Annotated in this window: 15 protein-coding genes; 8 read left to right on the plus strand and 7 right to left on the minus strand. The window is 73.6% G+C overall.

What is annotated here, in order from left to right; genetic code table 11:
• The first annotated feature begins 62 nt into the window (after window positions 1-62).
• The gene (gene cofD, locus ACN28A_RS07525) at window positions 63-1025 is read left to right on the plus strand and encodes a 2-phospho-L-lactate transferase (RefSeq protein WP_421393619.1); all 963 of its coding nucleotides are present in this window, start codon (window positions 63-65) and stop codon (window positions 1023-1025) included.
• A gap of 166 nt (window positions 1026-1191) precedes the next feature.
• Window positions 1192-2379: a coenzyme F420-0:L-glutamate ligase gene (locus ACN28A_RS07530; RefSeq protein ID WP_421393621.1), complete on the plus strand. Its 1188-nt coding sequence runs from the start codon at window positions 1192-1194 to the stop codon at window positions 2377-2379.
• 22 nt (window positions 2380-2401) lie between these two features.
• Here ACN28A_RS07530 and ACN28A_RS07535 read toward each other — a convergent pair whose 3' ends face one another.
• Window positions 2402-3421 (minus strand): ArsR/SmtB family transcription factor, encoded by a 1020-nt coding sequence (locus ACN28A_RS07535; RefSeq protein ID WP_421393623.1) that lies wholly within the window; start codon window positions 3419-3421, stop codon window positions 2402-2404.
• 305 nt (window positions 3422-3726) lie between these two features.
• Window positions 3727-4779, minus strand: a complete 1053-nt coding sequence (locus ACN28A_RS07540) for a hypothetical protein (RefSeq protein WP_421393624.1) — start codon at window positions 4777-4779, stop codon at window positions 3727-3729.
• A 37-nt stretch (window positions 4780-4816) separates the two neighbouring features.
• Here ACN28A_RS07540 and ACN28A_RS07545 point away from each other — a divergent pair, with 37 nt between their 5' ends.
• The gene (locus ACN28A_RS07545; RefSeq protein WP_421393625.1) at window positions 4817-5413 is read left to right on the plus strand and encodes an NUDIX hydrolase; all 597 of its coding nucleotides are present in this window, start codon (window positions 4817-4819) and stop codon (window positions 5411-5413) included.
• 1 nt (window position 5414) lies between these two features.
• Here the strand turns inward: ACN28A_RS07545 and ACN28A_RS07550 are convergent, their stop codons facing one another.
• A complete protein-coding gene (locus tag ACN28A_RS07550) occupies window positions 5415-6521 on the minus strand; it encodes a mannose-1-phosphate guanylyltransferase (RefSeq protein WP_421393627.1) in 1107 nt (368 codons plus the stop codon).
• A 102-nt stretch (window positions 6522-6623) separates the two neighbouring features.
• A complete protein-coding gene (locus ACN28A_RS07555; protein ID WP_421393628.1) occupies window positions 6624-7769 on the minus strand; it encodes a glycosyltransferase family 4 protein in 1146 nt (381 codons plus the stop codon).
• Window positions 7770-8020: 251 nt separating this feature from the next.
• Between ACN28A_RS07555 and ACN28A_RS07560 the strand changes: the two genes are divergently transcribed.
• A complete protein-coding gene (locus ACN28A_RS07560; protein WP_421393630.1) occupies window positions 8021-8728 on the plus strand; it encodes a TIGR03089 family protein in 708 nt (235 codons plus the stop codon).
• A gap of 40 nt (window positions 8729-8768) precedes the next feature.
• On the opposite strand, the gene ACN28A_RS07565 is transcribed toward ACN28A_RS07560, so the two are convergent.
• Complete coding sequence (locus ACN28A_RS07565) at window positions 8769-10772, minus strand: acetoacetate--CoA ligase (protein ID WP_421404215.1); 2004 nt, start codon at window positions 10770-10772, stop codon at window positions 8769-8771.
• Window positions 10773-11066: 294 nt separating this feature from the next.
• A complete protein-coding gene (locus ACN28A_RS07570; RefSeq protein WP_421393631.1) occupies window positions 11067-11609 on the minus strand; it encodes an acyl-CoA thioesterase in 543 nt (180 codons plus the stop codon).
• Between the two features lie 176 nt (window positions 11610-11785).
• Here ACN28A_RS07570 and ACN28A_RS07575 point away from each other — a divergent pair, with 176 nt between their 5' ends.
• The 3 genes from ACN28A_RS07575 to ACN28A_RS07585 all read left to right on the plus strand — a co-directional run bounded on the left by ACN28A_RS07575 (window position 11786) and on the right by ACN28A_RS07585 (window position 15411).
• On the plus strand, window positions 11786-12445 hold the full coding sequence (locus tag ACN28A_RS07575; protein ID WP_421393633.1) for a hypothetical protein: 660 nt from the start codon (window positions 11786-11788) through the stop codon (window positions 12443-12445).
• Window positions 12446-12554: 109 nt separating this feature from the next.
• Window positions 12555-13517, plus strand: coding sequence for a hypothetical protein (locus ACN28A_RS07580; RefSeq protein ID WP_421393634.1), 963 nt, complete (start codon window positions 12555-12557; stop codon window positions 13515-13517).
• A 481-nt stretch (window positions 13518-13998) separates the two neighbouring features.
• A complete protein-coding gene (locus ACN28A_RS07585; protein ID WP_421393635.1) occupies window positions 13999-15411 on the plus strand; it encodes an RICIN domain-containing protein in 1413 nt (470 codons plus the stop codon).
• Window positions 15412-15635: 224 nt separating this feature from the next.
• Here the strand turns inward: ACN28A_RS07585 and ACN28A_RS07590 are convergent, their stop codons facing one another.
• Entirely contained in the window at window positions 15636-16406 is a 771-nt protein-coding gene (locus ACN28A_RS07590; RefSeq protein WP_421393637.1) for a FadR/GntR family transcriptional regulator, read from the minus strand.
• 267 nt (window positions 16407-16673) lie between these two features.
• On the opposite strand from ACN28A_RS07590, the gene ACN28A_RS07595 reads away from it, so the two are divergent.
• Window positions 16674-17831 carry an ABC transporter substrate-binding protein gene (locus ACN28A_RS07595; RefSeq protein WP_421393639.1) on the plus strand — a complete coding sequence of 386 codons (1158 nt, stop codon included), beginning with the start codon at window positions 16674-16676 and terminating at the stop codon, window positions 17829-17831.
• Window position 17832: the final 1 nt, after the last annotated feature.

Consider the following 17832-nt stretch of genomic DNA (forward strand, 5'->3'; position numbering starts at 1 on the left):
CTGAGCCTAGTCGCCCGGCCCGCCCGACGCCCGCTCCACGTCGATGGGCGAGGATGGACGTCATGCGCATCGTGGTGTTGACCGGGGGCATCGGCGGAGCCCGCTTCCTGACCGGCGTGCGTGCGTACGCCCGCCAGGCCGGTGCCGAGGTGACCGCGGTGGTGAACGTCGGCGACGACGTCGTACTGCACGGCCTGCGGATCTGCCCGGACCTGGACAGTGTGATGTACACCCTCGGCGGCGGTGCGGACCGGGAACGGGGCTGGGGCCGGGCCGGCGAAACCTGGACGGTCAAGGAGGAACTCGCCGCGTACGGTGCCGAGCCGACCTGGTTCGGCCTCGGCGACCGGGACGTGGCGACCCATCTGGTCCGGACCACCATGCTGAACGCCGGCTATCCCCTCTCGGCGGTCACCGAGGCACTCTGCGCCCGCTGGCAACCGGGGGTACGCCTGCTTCCCGCCACCGACGACCGCCTGGAGACCCACGTCGTGGTGACCGACCCGGACGGGGACCCGCCGGGCGCCCAGCGGGCGATCCACTTCCAGGAGTGGTGGGTACGCCACCGGGGTGAGCTGCCCACCTCCCGGTTCGTCTTCGTCGGCGCCGAGGCGGCCAAGCCGGCGGCCGGGGTGCTCGACGCGCTGGCCGGTGCCGACGTGGTGCTGCTCGCCCCGAGCAACCCGGTGGTGAGCATCGCGCCGGTGCTCGCCGTACCCGAGTTGCGGGACGCGCTGGTCGCCGGCCCCGCCCCGGTGGTCGGGGTGTCGCCGATCATCGGCGGCGCACCGGTGCGCGGGATGGCCGACCGCTGCCTGGCGGTGCTCGGCGTGCCCTGCACGGCGGCCGGCGTGGGTGGGCTGTACGGCCCACGGTCGGCCGGTGGCATCCTGGACGCCTGGCTGGTGGACGGCACCGACGCCGGGACCGAGGTCGAGGGGGTGACCGTGCGGGCGGCCCCACTCTGGATGACCGACGAGGCGGCGACCGCGGCCATGGTCCGGACCGCCCTGGAGCTGGCGTGACCGGTGCCGCCCGACGGGCGACGGGAGCCGGGCGGGCAACGGGAACCGGGCGGGCAACGGGAACCGGACGGGCAACGGGAACCGGACGGGCAATGGGAGCCGGACGGGCAATGGGAGCCGGACGGACGACGAAAGCCAGACGGGCGACGAAAGCCGTGGAGCTGGGATGAGACTTGAGGTGCTGCCGGTGCTCGGCATCGGCGACGTCACCGAGGGCGACGACCTGTCGGCGCTCATCGCGACCGCCGCGCCCTGGCTGCGCGACGGCGACGTGCTGGTGGTGACGAGCAAGATCGTCTCCAAGGCGGAGGGCCGGCTTGTCGACGTACCCGTGGACGGGCCGGAACGGGAGGCGGTCCGGGCCGAGGTGCTGGCCGGCGAGACCGCCCGGCCGGTGGCCCGGCGCGGCGCGACCCGGATCGTGCAGACCCACCACGGCTTCGTGATGGCCTCCGCCGGGATCGACGCCTCCAACGTGGACCGTTCCCGGCTGGTGCTGCTGCCGAAGGACCCGGACGCCTCCGCGCGGGCGCTGCGGGCGGCGATCCGCGAGCGGCACGGCGCCGACGTGGCGGTGATCGTCTCCGACACCATGGGCCGACCGTGGCGCAACGGCCTGACCGACGTGGCGCTCGGGGTCGCCGGGATGCCGGCGGTCCGCGACCACCGGGGCGAGGTCGACCCGTACGGCAACAAGCTCAACATCACCCAGATGGCCGTGGTCGACGAGCTGGCCGGCGCGGGTGAACTGGTCAAGGGCAAGTGCGACCAGGTGCCGGTGGCGGTGGTACGCGGCTATCTCGGCGCGGCCGACCCGGACGACGGGCCGGGCGCGGCGGTGCTGGTCCGCGACGCCGAGCAGGACCTCTTCGCGCTGGGCACGGCCGAGGCGCGGGCCGACGGGCTGCGCGCCGCCGCCACCCTCGCCGAGTCGCCGGCCGGCGGTCCGGGAAGCCCGGTGGTGCCGGCCGTGCTGGACCTGCCGGCCGGGCTGGACGGCACCGGGGCCGGGCCGGACCGGGCGGCCGTCGACCGGGCGCTGGGCACGGTGGCCGGCGTCCTGGCGCCCGGCACGGTCTGCACGCTTGTCACCGACGAACCACGGGTACGCGCCCGGCTCGGCACGACCGCCGCCCCGGAGCAGGCGTACGCCGCCGGTGCCGTGCTGCTCGACTGTGCGCCTCCCGGCCCGGCCGGCACCGATCCCGGAGTGCTGATCCGGTTCGGCGCCGACCTGCACCGGCTGCGGGCCGCGCTGGCCGCCGAGGGTGTCGGCTCCGCCGTGCTTCCGGCACCGGACGGCGGGATCGGGGCGACGCTGCTGCTCGGCACCACACCCGCCGACGGCCGCTGAGAACGCCGGCCGGTAAGCGGGTTCAGCCGCTCAGCATCGCCCTGCCCAGCGGGGTGAGGCTGTGCAGCACGGTGTTGCGGTCGCGGTGGCTGACCAGCAGCCCGGCGTTGCGCAGTACCCCGGTGTGCTGGCTGGCCGCCGCCGCCGAGATGTTCAGCCGGCGGGCCACCTCGCCGGTCGAGCAGCCGTCGCCGACCACCTCCAGCACCCGGGCCCGGGTCTTCCCGATCAGCGCCGCCAGCGCCGCCCGGCTCTCCTCCCGACCGGCCGCCGGCACCGGACCGACGCCCTCGCCGGGTGCCGGGGTCAGCCCGCCCAACCGGTCGACGGGATAGACGAGCACCGGCGGCAGCTCCGGGTCGAGCAGCGTCACCGGGATGCGGGCGCAGAAGAACGACGGCACCAGCAGCAGGCCGCGCCCGTCGAGGTGCAGCTCCCGGTCGGCGGGATAGTCCGGCACCTCCAGTACGCCCGCGTCCCAGCGCATCGCCGGGCGCAGGCTGGCCAGCAGCCCCTCGGTACCGCCGTCGAGCAGGGCGCGGGCCCGCCGTGACCGGTCCGCCTCCACCGCCGCCTGGACCCGGTCCCAGTACGGCTCGATCGCGGTCGCCTGGTAGAGCCGCATCGAGTCGGTCAGGTGTTCCAGTACCTCGACGTCGCCCCGGGCCAGTGCGCTCGCCGAGCCCGGCAGCGGCAGCGGGCTCTCCCCGGCCAGTACGGTCAGGTCCCGTTCCAGTGCCCCGATCGGAGTGGAGCGTACGGCGTCCAGCCCGGCCGCCAGGCCGTACATGCTGTGGTAAGGGGTCAGGAAGTCGGGGAAGTAGCCCCGGGGCGGGTTGAGCGCGAAGAGCAGCCGCAACTGGCCCGGTACGGTGTCCCGGCGCAGCCCGCCGGAGACGCCCCGCCGCCAGCCCGCCATCATCGGGTCCCGGCTGCGCCCCTGTAGCAGGTGCAGGCTGAGGACCAGCTCCCAGACCTGGTCCGCCGCAGGTGCGACCCGGGTCCGGGCGATGTCCTCGCTCGAGAAGAAGATCCGCAGCATGGCGCGCACTCCCCGAGTCGCCGGATGGGGTGGCCCGGCGACCATTCGCACTCTACCTCGGCGCGATCTATCAGCGTCTTTCAGCTCAGGCTGAAAGACCTCGACGCCCGGCGGAGCCAGCGGGCATGCTCACTAGGCCGACAGGGTCACCGGAGTCCCGATACACCGGAGAGCCCTGCGGCGTTTCAGGGGGCAGGGGAGGAACGCGGCACCCGGACGGTCGCCACGAGGGTTCGCGGGCGGTGGTCCGTGGAGGGCACTGTCCGGGTCGTCGCTTCCCACGCCCCCTTCCGCGCTGGGCGAACCTAGGCCGGCGTGATCAGCAGCGCGACGCGGTGGTCCTCGTCGGTCACGTAGTAGCGCGCACCGTCCACTTCGGCCAGTCCCTCGACGTTGTGCAGCGGGCCGAGGTCCGCGACCAGATCACCGGCGAGCGCGCCGCCGGCCGCACCGTGGAGCGGTCCGTGGAACCGCACGTGCCGGCTCGGCACGTCGCCGCCGGCCGGATGGTCGTCGAGCAGTACCGAGCGCTTGCCGAGGGCGTCGATCGAGCCGACCACCGCGTCGTACCCGCCGTCGTCGCGGGCCGACAGCGCCCGGAAGCCGGTCAGCTCGCCGGGCCGGGTCACCCCGGTCAACACGTACGCCCCGACGACCCGGGGCCAGCTCCGCCGGTCGAACATCCCGGCCAGCCCCGCCACCTCCAGCAGGATCGGCTCGCCCCGCCCGGTCACCGGAAAACGCAGTCCGAGCAGCACGTTGCCGGTCGGCGTGCACGCCGCCGCCTCCACGTTTATCGGCAGGTCGTCCTCGGCGAGCCGGCCGACCCAGGTCTTCGCCCGGGCGGTGCCCCGGTCCCGGGTCGCCGCGATGAAACGGTGCCGCACCCGCTCCCCCGCCGGCAGAATGCCGAGCCCGGCGGCCAGCAGGGCGTCGTTCGCCGCCCGGTGCAGCCGGAACTGGTTGCGCACCACGTGCAGCCGGGGCAGCGGGGCGGCGGCCTCGGCCTCCCGGAACCGGGCCACGAAGGCCCGCCGGGGGCGCAGCGGGCCACGTTTCGAGCCGAAGTGCGAGCCGAAGACGTAGACCCAGCCGTCGTGCCGGGCCAGCGCCTCGCCGTCCTCGGTCCGACCGGTCTCGACACCGGCGTCCATCGGCAGGTGGTGGGTCGACCAGCCGCCGTCGGGCCGCTCGACGAGCAGGGCCAGGCAGTCCTCGACCGGCCCCTCGTCGAGTACGGTCCAGAACGCCCGGCGGGCGCCGTAGGCGGCGAGCACCTCCGGTGCGCGTACCGGCAGCAGGTCGCTCGCCTCGTTGCCGGCGACGGCCAGTTCGACGGTACGCGGAAGGCAGGTCATACCGATCATGTTACGAACCCGGCACTAGGGTGGTGGTGTGCCCGACGCCCTCCACGCCGACACGATCGCCCTGCTCACCGCCTGGCAGCCGCCCATCCCGGCGGTGGCCGAGGCACGGGACCGGACCCTGCTGCTGCTCGCCGACGGCGGCCCGGCCGCGCTGACCCGGGCGCACCGGGCCGGCCACGTCACCGCCAGCGCCCTGGTGCTGGACGCGACAGGCGACCGGGTACTGCTCTGCCTGCACGGCCGGTTCCGCCGGTGGGTCCAGCTCGGCGGGCACTGCGAGCCCGAGGACCGGACGCTTGCCGGTGCGGCGCTGCGCGAGGCGACCGAGGAGTCCGGCATTTCCGGGCTGTGGCTCGACCCGACCCCGATCCACCTGGACATCCACGAGGTCGCCTGCCAGGGCGGCTCGCTGCACTACGACGTACGCTTCGCCGCGGTCGCCCCGGCCGGCGCGGTCGAGCAGGTCAGCGCCGAGTCGGTGGAACTCGGCTGGTTCCCGCCGGACGCGCTCCCGGAGCCGCTGGCCGGCGCCACCGCCGAACTGGTGGCACCGGCACTCGCGGTCTTCGCCCGGACCCGCCCGCTGCCCCGACCCGCACCGGAGGCGTCGGCCGGGGTCGGCTGACTCACAGGTACGGGTGCGCCTCCTCCGCCTCCAGGGCGGCGACGATCTCCTTGACCTCCTGGGCCCGGGACCGGGAGCAGACGAAGAGCGCGTCCGGCATGTCGACCACCACGGTGTCCCGCACCCCGAGGGTCACCACCAGCCGGTCGGACTGGGTCACCACCACCGTGCGCTCGGTGTCCCGGAGCACCACCCGGCCGGCCGGCGCCGTGCCGTCCGGCCCCTCCCGGAGCACCACGTTGCTGGCGTCGTCGCCGGTGAGCGCCTCGCCGAGGGTGTGGAAGTCGCCGACGTCGTTCCACCGGAAGTCGGCCGGCACGGTGGCGACCAGGCCACGCTCGGCAGCGCCCTCCATCACCGCGAAGTCCACCGAGATCTTGGTCAGCTGCGGCCAGAGCCGGTCGAGTACCGCCGCCTGCTCCGGGGTGCCCCAGGCGGCGGCGATCTCGGTCAGCCCGGCGTACAGCGCCGGCTGCTGCCGGGCGAGCTCGCCGAGGAAGACGTCGACCCGCCAGACGAACATCGAGGCGTTCCAGTAGAAGCGGCCGGACTCGACGTACTTGACCGCGAGGTCGTACTCCGGCTTCTCCTTGAAGCGGACCACCCGGCGGGCCGGGCCGTCACCGATCGGCTCACCCGACTCCAGGTAGCCGTAGCCGGTCTCCGGGTGCGTCGGGGTGATGCCCACCGCCACCATCAGGCCGTCCTGCGCGGTCGCTATCGCCGCGCCGAGCACCTCCAGGAACCGGGTCTGGTCGCCGACCACGTGGTCGGCGGAGAAGGCGCCCATCACCGCGTCCGGGTCGCGCCGGGCGATGATCGCCGCCGCCAGCCCGATCGCCGCGCAGGAGTCCCGGCGGGAGGGTTCGACCAGGACGTTCTCCTCCGGTACGTCGGGCAGCTGCCGGGCCACCGCGACCGCGTGCGCGGCACCGGTGACCACGTACGTGCTGTCCGGACCGGCCAGCGGACGCACCCGGCGGACTGTCGCCTGGAGTAGCGACTCGTCCGAGCCGGTGAGCGGGAGGAGGAACTTGGGGCGGCCGGCGCGGGAGAGTGGCCACAGACGGGTGCCACTGCCGCCGGCCGGGATCACGGCGTAGAACATCGCCACATCATGCCCTGCCCGTCCGGTACGGGGTGCGCACACCATCTGACAACACCCGATTCCCGTCCGGGGTGGAGCCGTCCCGGCCGGACCCGCCGCAGGTCACGCCCGGGCCCGGCCCCAGGCCGCCAGATGCACCTCGGCACTCGACTCCCAGGTGAACTCCTTGGCCCGGTCGAAGCCCGCCTTGGCCAGCGCGAGCCGCCGCGCCTCGTCGTCGAGCAGCGCCGCCAGGTCGGTCGCGATCTGCTGCGGGTCCTCGCTGGTGTACGCCACCGCGTCGCCACCCACCTCGGGCAGCGACAGCCGGGGCGTGGTGAGCACCGGTGCGGCGCAGGCCATCGCCTCCAGGATCGGCAGCCCGAAGCCCTCGCCGTAGGACGGGTAGGCGGCGACGAGCGCACCACCGAGGAAACCGGGCAGGTCGGCGTAGCGCAGGTAGCCGGGGCGGAGCAGCCGCAGGTGCGCCGGCACGTCGGCGACCGCCCGGTCGATGTCGTCGTCGTGCCCCTGTCCACCGGCGACCACCAGGGCGGGCGGCTCCGGCCGGTCCTTGACCGCCAGCACCCAGCCCCGGATCAGGTTCGGGACGTTCTTGCGCGGCTCCTTGGCGCCGAGGAACGCCACGTAGCTGTGTCCGCCGAGGCCGAGCCGGGCGCGTACCCGGGCCTTCTCCTCGTCGCTCGGCGCGTGGAACGCCGCCTGGTCGACCCCGTGGTAGGCGACGTCGATCCGGGTCGGGTCGGCGTCCAGCAGCCGGATCAGCTCGTCCCGGGTCGCCTTGCTCGGCACGATCACCCGGTCGGCCCGGCGCAGCGAGGTCTTGATGGCGCTGCGGAAGAAGGTCCGGCGCGTCTTGTCGTAGTGCTCCGGTTCGGTGAAGAAGGTCGCGTCGTGCACGGTCACCGTCACCGGACAACCGGCCCGCAACGGGCAGGTGTAGAACGGCGAGTGCAGCACCTGGGCACCGACCTGCTGGGCCAGCAGCGGCAGCCCGGTCTGCTCCCAGGCGAGCCGGGCCGGCCGGTGCGCCACCGCCGCCGGTGCCGGGATCACCTCGGCGGCCGGCAGCATCCGGGAGTATCGCTCGACGTCGGTGCGCAGCCCGACCACGGCCAGTTCCAGACCCGGTCCGATCAGCTTGCCCAGCGCGCCGAGCAGGCCGTCGACGTATCTGCCCACGCCACCCCGGTCGGCGGGGACGCTGGTGGCGTCAATGAGCACGCGGGGCGGGCGACCGGCGGTCACTTGGCGACTCCTCGGCTGGGTGTGATGTAGGGAACAACACTTTCGCCAAGCCTACGCCGGACCGCCCCGGAAGCGTCGACTGCGACCCGTCGGGCAACTGTCTTTCCGGTGACTCGACGGCCGTTCCTTCCGGCGACTCTTCCGACGACTCCGCGCCGGCCTGTCGGGTGACCGCACGCGGTGTCCTTCCGGTGACTCGACGCCGCCGCTCGGGCGGTGCCGCACCGCCGTGGTCGGTATCGTTCCGGTCGATGACCGAGAACATTGCCGGGCTGTTCGCCGCCGCGACCGCCGCGGACCCGACCCGACCCCTGCTGACCTGGTACGACGACGCCTCCGGGGACCGGACCGAACTCTCCGGGGCGACCCTGGCGAACTGGGTGGCGAAGACCGCGAACCTGCTCGTCGACGCGGCCGGGGTGGCGCCGGCCGATCCCGTCGGCGTGCTGCTGCCGCCGCACTGGCAGACCGCCGCCGTGCTGCTCGGCTGCTGGTCGACCGGGGCGGCGGTGAGCGGCGCCCGGCCCGACGGGTCGGCCCCGGGACCTGTCGACGCGCTCTTCGCCGCCGTCGACCGGCTCGGCGAGTCGGCGACCTGGCCGGCCGGCGAGCAGTACGCCCTGGCGCTCGCCCCACTCGCCGCCCCGGCCCGGGACCTGCCGCCCGGCTGGGCCGACTACGTGACCGAGGTACGCGGACACGGCGACCACTTCACGCCGTACCCGGCGGCCGGTCCGCAGGACCCGGTACTCGTCGACCTGGCGACCCGGCGCGCCACCGAACTGGGCATCGGCGCCGGTGACCGGGTGCTGGTCGACGCGGCCCGGCACCCGGACCCGGTGGACTGGCTGCTCGCCCCGCTGGCCGCCGGGGCCAGCACGGTGCTCTGCGGCAACCTCGACCCGGCCCGGCTGGACGACCGGGCGGCGGCGGAGAAGGTCACGGTTCGGTTGACGTAATCCACGTCACACCGCAGCCCCGACAGGTGCCTCGCCCCCGCTACGTCCGGCCGGCGCTGCGCTGCCGGGCGAACCGCTCGAAGGCGACAAGCGACTCCGGGTTGGCGAGCGCGCCGGTGGCGGCGGCCGAGTCCACCGGCGCACCCGCGAGGATCTTCTTCACCGGCACCTCCAGCTTCTTCGCCGACAACGTCCTCGGCACCGCACCGACCTGGTGGACCGCGTCCGGCACGTGCCGGGGCGACAGCCCGGTACGCAGCTCCCGGTTGATCCGCCCGGTCAGCTCGGCGTCCAGCTCCAGCCCCGGCGCGAGGACGACGAAGAGCAGCAGCTCGCCCGCGCCGCCCGCGTCGTCCTCCAGGTGCACCACGAGCGAGTCGGTCACCTCGGGCAGCCCCTCGACCACCGAGTAGAACTCGGCCGTGCCGAGGCGTACGCCGCCCCGGTTGAGGGTGGCGTCGGAGCGGCCGGTGATCACACAGCTGCCCCGCCCGCTGACGGTGATCCAGTCGCCGTGCCGCCACACCCCGGGATAGACGTCGAAGTACGCCTCCCGGTAGCGGCTGCCGTCCGGGTCGTTCCAGAACCCGACCGGCATGCTCGGCATCGGTGCGGTGATCACCAGCTCGCCGAGCTGGTCCAGCACCGGCTCGCCGTCGGCCGACCGGGCCTCCACCCGGGCGCCGAGGCAGCGGCAGGTGATCTCACCGGCGACGACCGGCAGCAGCGGGACGCCGCCGACGAAACCGGTGCAGACGTCGGTGCCGCCGGAGATCGAGTCGAGCCGCAGGTTCGCGCCGACGGAGTCGTACACCCAGCGGAAGCCCTCGGCCGGCAGCGGCGCACCTGTCGAACCGACCCCGCGGACGGCGGAAAGGTCGAATGACTCGGCCGGCCGCAGCCCGGCCTTGCGGCAGGCCAGCAGGAACGGCGCCGAGCTGCCGAAGTAGCTGGTGCCGGTGTCGGCGGCCAGCCGCCACAGCGTGCCCAGGTCCGGCTCGGCCGGGCGGCCCGGCTCGGCCCGCACCGCCGGGTTGCCGTCGAAGAGCACGATCGCCGCACCCACCGCCGGGCCGGAGACCAGGAAGTTCCACATCATCCAGCCGGTGGTGGTGAACCAGAAGAACCGGTCGCCCGGGCCGAGGTCGTGGTGCAGGGCCAGCATCTTCAGGTGTTCGAGCAGGATGCCGCCGTGCCCGTGCACGATCGGCTTCGGCAGCCCGGTGGTGCCGGAGGAGTAGAGCACGTAGAGCGGGTGGTCGAACGGCACCGCCGCGAAGGCCAGCGGCTCGTCGGTGCCGGCCGCCAGCTCCGCCCAGGCCAGGGCGCCGTCCGGCGGCCCGGCGTCCGGCTCCAGGTAGGGCAGCACCACCGTGTGCACCAGGGACGGCAGCTCGGCCCGGATCGTCGCCACCTCGGCGCGGCGGTCGACGGGTTTGTCGCCGTACCGGTAGCCGTCCACCGCCACCAGCACGGTCGGGGCGATCTGCCGCCAGCGGTCGAGCACGCTGCGGGTGCCGAACTCGGGGGCGCAGGAGGAGAAGACCGCGCCGAGGCTGGCGGTGGCGAGCATCAGCACGAGGGTCTCGGGGACGTTCGGGGCGTACGCCGCCACCCGGTCGCCCCGGCCGACACCGAGCCGGACCAGCCCGGCCCGGACCCGGCGTACCTGCTCGCGCAGCTGCGCGGCGGTGAGGGTGACCGGGGCCCGGGTCTGGCTGTGCGCGATCACCACCGGCTCGTCGTCGCCCATCCCGGGCATCCGGAGTACGTGCTCGGCATAGTTGAGGGTGGCGCCGGGGAACCAGCGGGTGCCGGGCATGGTCGGGTCGACCAGGGTGGCGGTCGGCTCGGTGTGCGCGCGGACCTCGAAGTAGTCCCAGATCGAGCGCCAGAAGCCGGCGAGGTCGGTGACCGACCACTGCCAGAGTGCGGCGTAGTCGGCGAAGTCGAGTCCCCGGTGCCGGCGCAGCCAGCGCAGGTAGTCGCCGATCCGGGACCGGTCGTCGCCGGCCGGTGGCGGCGTCCAGAGCACCTCGCCCACCATGGTCCTGCTCCTCCCTACGGCCGGCACGCCGGTGTGCCGGGCCCGGTCGCCATACTGCCGTACCCCGACCCGCAATTCTGCGCCCGCAGGCCGGCACCGGTACGCGTGCCCGACCCACATCTCCGGCCGCCCGACCATGTGGCCCGCACCGGGGTCGGCGGCGGGCCGCAGCCGGCAGCGAGCGGGGGGTCGGAGGCGAGCGGGGGCCGGAGGCGAGCGGGGGTCGGAGGCGAGCGGGGGTCGGAGGCGAGCGGGGGTCGGAGGCGAGCGGGGGTCGTCGGTGCCGGCGGGTCAGCCGGCGACGGAGGGGTCGGCGGCGGCGCCCCGGTGTGCCTGGATCGCCCTGCGCTTGGCCAGCCGGTGCGCCCGGCGGATCTCCGCCTCGCGGAACCGGCGCTCGTCCGAGGGGGTCTGCGGCAGAACCGGACGGACCGGGCGCGGGTTGCCGGCCACGTCCACCCCGACGAAGACCAGGTAGGCGGTGGCCACCAGGATCGGGTCGTCCTCGGCGCTGTCCCAGCGCTCGGCGACGACCCGCACCCCGACCTCCATCGAGGTCTGCCCGGTCCAGTTGACCTGGGCGTGCGCGTGCACCAGGTCACCGACCCGGACCGGCTCGGCGAAGACGATCACGTCGATCGCGGCGGTGACCGCCGTACCGCCGGAGTGCCGGGCCGCCGACGCGCCGGCCACGTCGTCGACGAACTTCATCAGCACCCCGCCGTGCACGGTGCCGTAGAGGTTGACGTCGACCGCGGTCATGATCCGGCTGAGCGTGACCCGGGAGTACGAGGTCGGCTTGCCGGACGGCTGCGGCGGGGGCTGCTCGGTCATGCCGCAACGGTACGGCGGGGCCCCGGATCCAGGCCCGCGCCGGTGACGCCGGTTACCCGGGTCACCCCCCGGCCGCCCCGGTCCCTCCGGTCACCCGACGGTGACAATCAGCAAGTTCGATCGAAGACGCGCCGGGGCAGGCTGCCGGGCGGCCTCCGAGGCGGTACGGTGCGCGGATGCGACATCTCTGGAGCTTCCTCGCCGGAGTGGTGGCGGCGCCACTGACCTGGGCCTTGATCGCGCTCGGTCAGGAAGGGTCCGCCCGCACCGTCACCCGCTGGGTGGAAGTCGGTACGTTCAACACGGCCAACCTGATCCAGGGGGCCGTCTACCTCGGCGTCGCCGGCATCCTGCTCGGCCTGCTCGGCACGCTGCGGCTCTCCCCCGCCGGCCCGCTCGTCACCGGCCTGCTGCTGGTCGCGCCGTACGTCGGGCTGTTCGTCGACCCCTTCACCGTGCGCGACGCGGTGCCGGCGAACTGGAAGGTCTTCGGCGACCCGCTGCCGCTGCTGCAGGTGCTCGACAACGGCACGACGTTCCTGGTCGGCCTGCTGCTGCTGATGGCGACCTTCAGCATCCAGCGCTGGCGTCGCTGGCCCCGCCCGGCCGCCGCCGTCCCCGCGCCGACGCCGTCCGATGTGGAGGAGAAGACCCCGACCGACTGGTCCCTGCTGAACAACCCGCCGGACAGCGACATCAAGCCGCCGACGCTCGGCTATCCGGAGCGGGACACCGAACCCCTGCCGCCGCTGCCGCGCCGGGACGCCGGATCGCCGTGGGCGGCGCCACCCCGGACCGCGACGAAGCACGACGACGCCGGCAGTACGACAAGCTGACCGTGCCGGGGCGGGTCGTCCGATCGACCCGCCCCGGACCGACACGCCGAGGCCGGTGTTGCCCGGTCCGGGTACGGTGCCGAAAGGCACCCGGTGCGAGGAGGTTGCAGTGCGACACCTTGGATCCCTGGTATTCGGGCTGGTCAGCGCGCCGATCATCTGGGTGTTGTCCGGGATCGGCCTGGTCCAGTTCAACGGCGGCATCACCCGGGCCAGGACCGAGGACATGATCGTCGGCTTCGTCGCGATCGCTGTCGTCGCCGGGCTGCTCGCCGCCCTGCTGCTGCCCCGCTGGTCCCCGGTCGGTACGGCCGCCGCCGGCCTGCTCTTCATGATCATGGCGCTCTGGTCGATGGTCGACTTCGGGTCGATGGTCGACGTGCTGCCGCGCTCCTTCCTCGGCGTCGACTTCGCGTTCACCGCGCCGTCCGGCGCGTTCGCCACGCTCGTCGCCGTGCTGCTCGGTGCCACCGTGCTCGTGCCGCAGCGCTGGCGCTCGCCCCGGGCCGCGACGGCCGGCTTCCCCGGTGCCGCCGGCCAGCCCGGCTACCCGCCGCACCCGCCGGCCGGGCAGTTCCCGCCCGGCGCGCAGCCGCCGGGCCAGTTCCCGTCCGGCGCCCAGTTCCCGCCCGGCGCCCAGGTGCCGACCGGTGGGCCCGGCGCGGCGAGCCAGTTCCCGCCCGGCGGGCCGGGTGCGCCCGGAGCCCCGCATCCGCCGAACTACGGCCCGTCGGCCGGACCGAACTACGCCCAGGCCGCCCCGCCGAACTTCGGCCCCGCCGTGCCGTCGGGCTACGGTCCCGGCACGCCGCAGTATCCGGCGCCGCCGTACAACGCGCCGGCCGGAGGGGCACCCCACTACGGTGCCCCGATCTCCGGGCCGCCGGTGCCGAGCGCGCCGCCGGTGCCGCCCACCTTCAGCCCGCTGACGCCGCCGGCACCCCGCCCCGGTCAGCCCGGCAACGACGCGACGACCCGGCTCGGCGGACGCTCGGACGAGACCACCCAGTTCACCGGCGGGCCGGACGACGACGGCATGGACGGAGCGACCCGCCGCCTCGGCGACCGCTGACCCACCTCGGCGAGCGCCGGTCCTCGCCCCCGGTCCACGGCGCCCGGCCTCGCCCCGGTCTACGCACCGCGCCTCGCCCGGTCTACGCACCGCGCCTCGCCCCGGCAGACCGGCGCCGGGGGGGCGCGTCCGGGGACCTGGACCGCTGCACCGACCCCGGCTGTTCGCCACCCCCGATCGGCACCGTGGGACGACGAGCCACATCGATACGAATCGTTTGACGTATGACGTTGTTAGCGCTAACTTCTCCCCGTGGGTCGAAGGCTGTCGGGAGCCTGACCACAGCACCGGGCGCGGACTGCCCAGGCTGCTGTTCGACGTTCGCCGGCCCGTCCGGGCAGGGGCCGGAACGCGAGCGCCGACCGCGCCGCCGTGCCCGCACACCAACCTCACGTGCTGACGCCACCACCGGACGCCGGCACACACGGCAGGCCAGCCGCGTCCGTCCTGATCGCGGGTGGCCCGATCGAAGGAGCGGATCATGAAGGCCATCGGTGAGGCACCATCCGCCGCCAGGCACAGACACCGCTGGCGGGCAGGTCTGGCGGCGATGGCGGCCACGGTCCTCGCGGCCGGCGCCCTCGGCGTACTGCACGCCACACCCGCCTCGGCAGCCACGGTGGACACCAACGCCTGGTACGTGCTTGTCAACCGGAACAGCGGCAAGGCCCTGGACCTGTACGGCCTGGCCACCAACGACGGCGCGCGGATCAGCCAGTGGACCCGCAACGACGGGGCCAACCAGCAGTGGCAGTTCGTCGACTCCGGCGGCGGCTACTACCGGCTGAAGTCCCGGCACTCCGGCAAGGTCCTCGACGTGTCGAACGCGTCGACCGCCGACGGCGGCGCGATCGTCCAGTGGTCCGACCACAACGGGACCAACCAGCAGTTCCGGCTCGCCGACTCCGACGGCGGCCACGTCCGGCTGCTCAACCGGAACAGCAACAAGGCGGTGGAGGTGCAGGGCGCCTCGACGGCCGACGGCGCGAACGTCGTGCAGTACGCCGACTTCAACGGCAACAACCAGCAGTGGCAGCTGGTCCGGCTCGGGGGCGGCGGACCGACCGACCCGCCGCCGACCGATCCGCCGCCGAACGGTGGCAGTGCCGGATGTGGCAAGTCGCCGACGCTGCGCAACGGCACGCACTCGATCCAGAGCAACGGGAAGGCCCGCAGCTTCATCCTGCGGATGCCGAACAACTACAACAACAACACCCCGTACCGGCTGATCTTCGCCTTCCACTGGCGGGGCGGCACCGCCAACGAGATCGACTCGGGTGGCACCAGCGGCCAGGCCTGGTCCTACTACGGCCAGTGGGAGCAGTCGGGCAACAACAGCGCGATCCTGGTGGCACCGCAGGGCTTCGGCAACGGCTGGGCCAACTCCGGCGGCGAGGACGTGGTCTTCGTCGACGACATGATCCGCCGGATCGAGAGCGACCTCTGCGTCAACCCGGCCCGGCGGTTCGCCACCGGCTTCAGCTGGGGCGGCGGCATGAGCTACGCCCTGGCCTGCGCGCGGGCCACGGTCTTCCGGGCGGTCGCGGTGATCGCCGGTGCGCAGATCAGCGGGTGCAGCGGCGGGTCACAACCCATCGCGTACTTCGGCCTGCACGGCATCTCGGACAACGTCCTGAACATCTCCCAGGGCCGGAGCCTGCGGGACACGTTCGTCCGGAACAACGGGTGCACCGCGCAGAATCCGCCGGAGCCGGCGGCGGGCAGCCGGACGCACCGCACCACCGCCTACTCCGGCTGCCGGGCGGGGTACCCGGTGCAGTGGGCCGCGTTCGACAACGGCCACATGCCCGGCCCGGTCGACGGGACCTACTCGGAGAGCGGCGTCACGACCTGGACCAAGGGTGAGATCTGGCGGTTCTTCGCCCAGTTCTAGGGGCGCGCCTTCCCGCGCTCCGGCGGGACAGGGCAGCGGCCACGGCCCGGGACACCACGGGTCGTGGCCCTGCTCCCGCCGGAGTCCAGCAGGTACTCCGGCCCCGACGGCTCGGCGCCGACCGGACGAGGCGGGCTCACGGCGGCGGAAGTGGGCCCTCCGCCGACCGGGAACCCGCTCCGGCGTCGGGCCGCGGGGCCGGACCTGCCGGCCCCGGGGTCGGATCACCGTTGCAGCCGCGCCGGACTGCCCGAGCCGCCCCGGCGCACCAGCCAGGCCTCGGTGATGTGCGTGAACATCGCCTCGGCGGCACCCTCCGGGTCCTGCGCGGCGATCCGGTCGTAGATGCGCCGGTGTCCCTGGTTGGACGCCACGCAGAGCGCCCGCTCGGTCCGGCCCATGTAGCGGGCGGTGTTGACCACCTGACTCTCCAGCGACCGTACGACGCCACGGGCGATCCGGTTTCCGGACGCCTGCATGACCGTGTCGTGGAAGGCGCGGTCGTGGTCGTGGTAGGCGACGTGGTCGTCCACCAGCTCGTCCATCCGGTCCACCAGCTCGCGCAGTCGGCGCAGGTGCTCCGGACCGGCCAGCCGGGCGGCCACGTTCGCCATGTCGGACTCCAGCACCCGGCGGGTGACGACGAGGTCGTCGAGGATCGCCAGGGTGTCGTCCTGGGCGATCGTCGCACCGAGGACCAGTTCGTCGAGCATGTCCCACATGGACGCCGGGGTGACAGTGGTGCCGCTGCCCTGGCGGACCTGCACCAGCCCCTTCTCCTGGAGGATCTTCACGGCCTCCCGGACCACGGTCCGGCTGACCGAGAAGGTCTCGCAGAGGATCGGCTCGGGCGGCAGCGGCGTGCCGGGCGGGTGTTGCCCGCGGACGATCCGCTCGACCAGTTCCGCGGTCACCGCCCTGGCCAGGTTGGCCGGTCGCCGCGACCACGCCGGGGGTGCCGGAGCGCCCGGATTCGCTTCCCGCGATGTCGTCATGTCCCCTCCGGGGTGCCGTGCGCATGTGTGGGATGCGGACGGCGTGTTCAGTGTACGGCCTGGCTATTGACGTAAGACGTCATACGAGTTACCTTCGCCGCAATCTAGCAACATCCCCGGCCGCCCGGTCGGCCACTCCCTACGAAGGTGAGCAGCGCGATGAAGCGAGCAGTCTGGTCAGCCGTCCTCGTTGCGGGATTGGCGCTGGCCGGCTGCGGAAGCGCCACAGGATCCGGTTCCTCGTCCTCGGGCTCCGGGGACAAACTGGTGGTCTGGGACTGGAAATCCGGTGAACCCGCAGCCGCAGCCTATATCGAGAAGGCGAAGGCCGACTTCGCCAAGAAGCACCCCGACGTCACCGTCGAGTTCGTCGCCCAGCCGTTCGACCAGTACTACACCCTGCTCGGCGCGGCCATCCAGGCCGGCAAGGGGCCGGACGTCGTGCTCTTCAACGGTGGCGGCCAGATCCGCGACCGGGTCAGCGCACTCGTGCCACTCGACGGGTACGTGGCCGAGGACCGGCAGCGGCTTGCCGGCTGGGAGGCGTTCACCGCCGCCGACAAGACCTACGCCAGCCCGGTGACCCTGCAGGGGCACCCGATCTACTACAACAAGTCGCTCTACGAGAAGGCCGGACTCGACCCGGCGAAGCCGGCCGGCGGCTGGGACGAGTTCGTCGCCAACTGCGCCACCATCACCAGCAAGACCGGCGCGAAGTGCTTCGCCCTCGGCAACAAGGAGGGCTACGGCATCCAGTTCTGGCTCTCCGGCCTGGCCTCCGGGGTGCTCACCACCGCCGAGTACGACGCCTGGATCGCCGGCAAGCGCGACTGGAACTCGCCGAACGTCAAGCGGATCTTCCAGCTCTGGAAGGAGGCCGGCGACAAGAAGCTGAACAACGACGGCGCCAACTCGACAGCGATGTTCAACGACTCGTTCGCGCTGTTCCAGTCCGGCAAGGCCGCCCACGTCATCGGGCTGATGTCGGACGTGGGGCACTGGAAGGACTTCAACGAGTTCCTGACGCCGGAGAAGCTCGGCGTGATGAGCGCACCTGTGGTCACCGCCGGCACCACCCCGAGCCTGCCGTACGACGGGGGCATCGGGTACGGCGTCGCGAAGTGGACGAAGGACCCGAAGGTGGCCGCCGACCTGGTGCGCTCGCTGACCTCCACCGACGCCCTGAAGGCGTTCTTCGCCGATGCCGGCGCCATCGCCGCCGACACCACGATCGACGCCACCCAGGCCGGCCCGGCCGTCGGGACGATGATCTCGGGGCTGAAGTCCGGCAAGCCGGCGCTGCACGTCGCGCTCTCCTCGGAGGCACTGGACCTGATGGGACGCCTCTCCCAGCAGCTCCTGAGCGGCTCGGTAAGCGTCGACGAGGTCGCCAAGCAGATGGCCGCGGTCGACAAGGCGGGTTGAT

The sequence above is a fragment of the Plantactinospora sp. WMMB782 genome, assembly GCF_049179135.1.
Lineage (GTDB): Bacteria > Actinomycetota > Actinomycetes > Mycobacteriales > Micromonosporaceae > Plantactinospora.

What these genes read in the sequence shown, in the direction of transcription:
- cofD (WP_421393619.1), top strand. Translation starts at nt 63, where the DNA reads ATGCGCATCGTGGTGTTGACCGGGGGCATCGGCGGAGCCCGCTTCCTG.
- ACN28A_RS07530 (WP_421393621.1), top strand. Translation starts at nt 1,192, where the DNA reads ATGAGACTTGAGGTGCTGCCGGTGCTCGGCATCGGCGACGTCACCGAG.
- ACN28A_RS07535 (WP_421393623.1), bottom strand. Translation starts at nt 3,421, where the DNA reads ATGCTGCGGATCTTCTTCTCGAGCGAGGACATCGCCCGGACCCGGGTC.
- ACN28A_RS07540 (WP_421393624.1), bottom strand. Translation starts at nt 4,779, where the DNA reads ATGACCTGCCTTCCGCGTACCGTCGAACTGGCCGTCGCCGGCAACGAG.
- ACN28A_RS07550 (WP_421393627.1), bottom strand. Translation starts at nt 6,521, where the DNA reads ATGTTCTACGCCGTGATCCCGGCCGGCGGCAGTGGCACCCGTCTGTGG.
- ACN28A_RS07560 (WP_421393630.1), top strand. Translation starts at nt 8,021, where the DNA reads ATGACCGAGAACATTGCCGGGCTGTTCGCCGCCGCGACCGCCGCGGAC.
- ACN28A_RS07570 (WP_421393631.1), bottom strand. Translation starts at nt 11,609, where the DNA reads ATGACCGAGCAGCCCCCGCCGCAGCCGTCCGGCAAGCCGACCTCGTAC.
- ACN28A_RS07575 (WP_421393633.1), top strand. Translation starts at nt 11,786, where the DNA reads ATGCGACATCTCTGGAGCTTCCTCGCCGGAGTGGTGGCGGCGCCACTG.
- ACN28A_RS07585 (WP_421393635.1), top strand. Translation starts at nt 13,999, where the DNA reads ATGAAGGCCATCGGTGAGGCACCATCCGCCGCCAGGCACAGACACCGC.
- ACN28A_RS07590 (WP_421393637.1), bottom strand. Translation starts at nt 16,406, where the DNA reads ATGACGACATCGCGGGAAGCGAATCCGGGCGCTCCGGCACCCCCGGCG.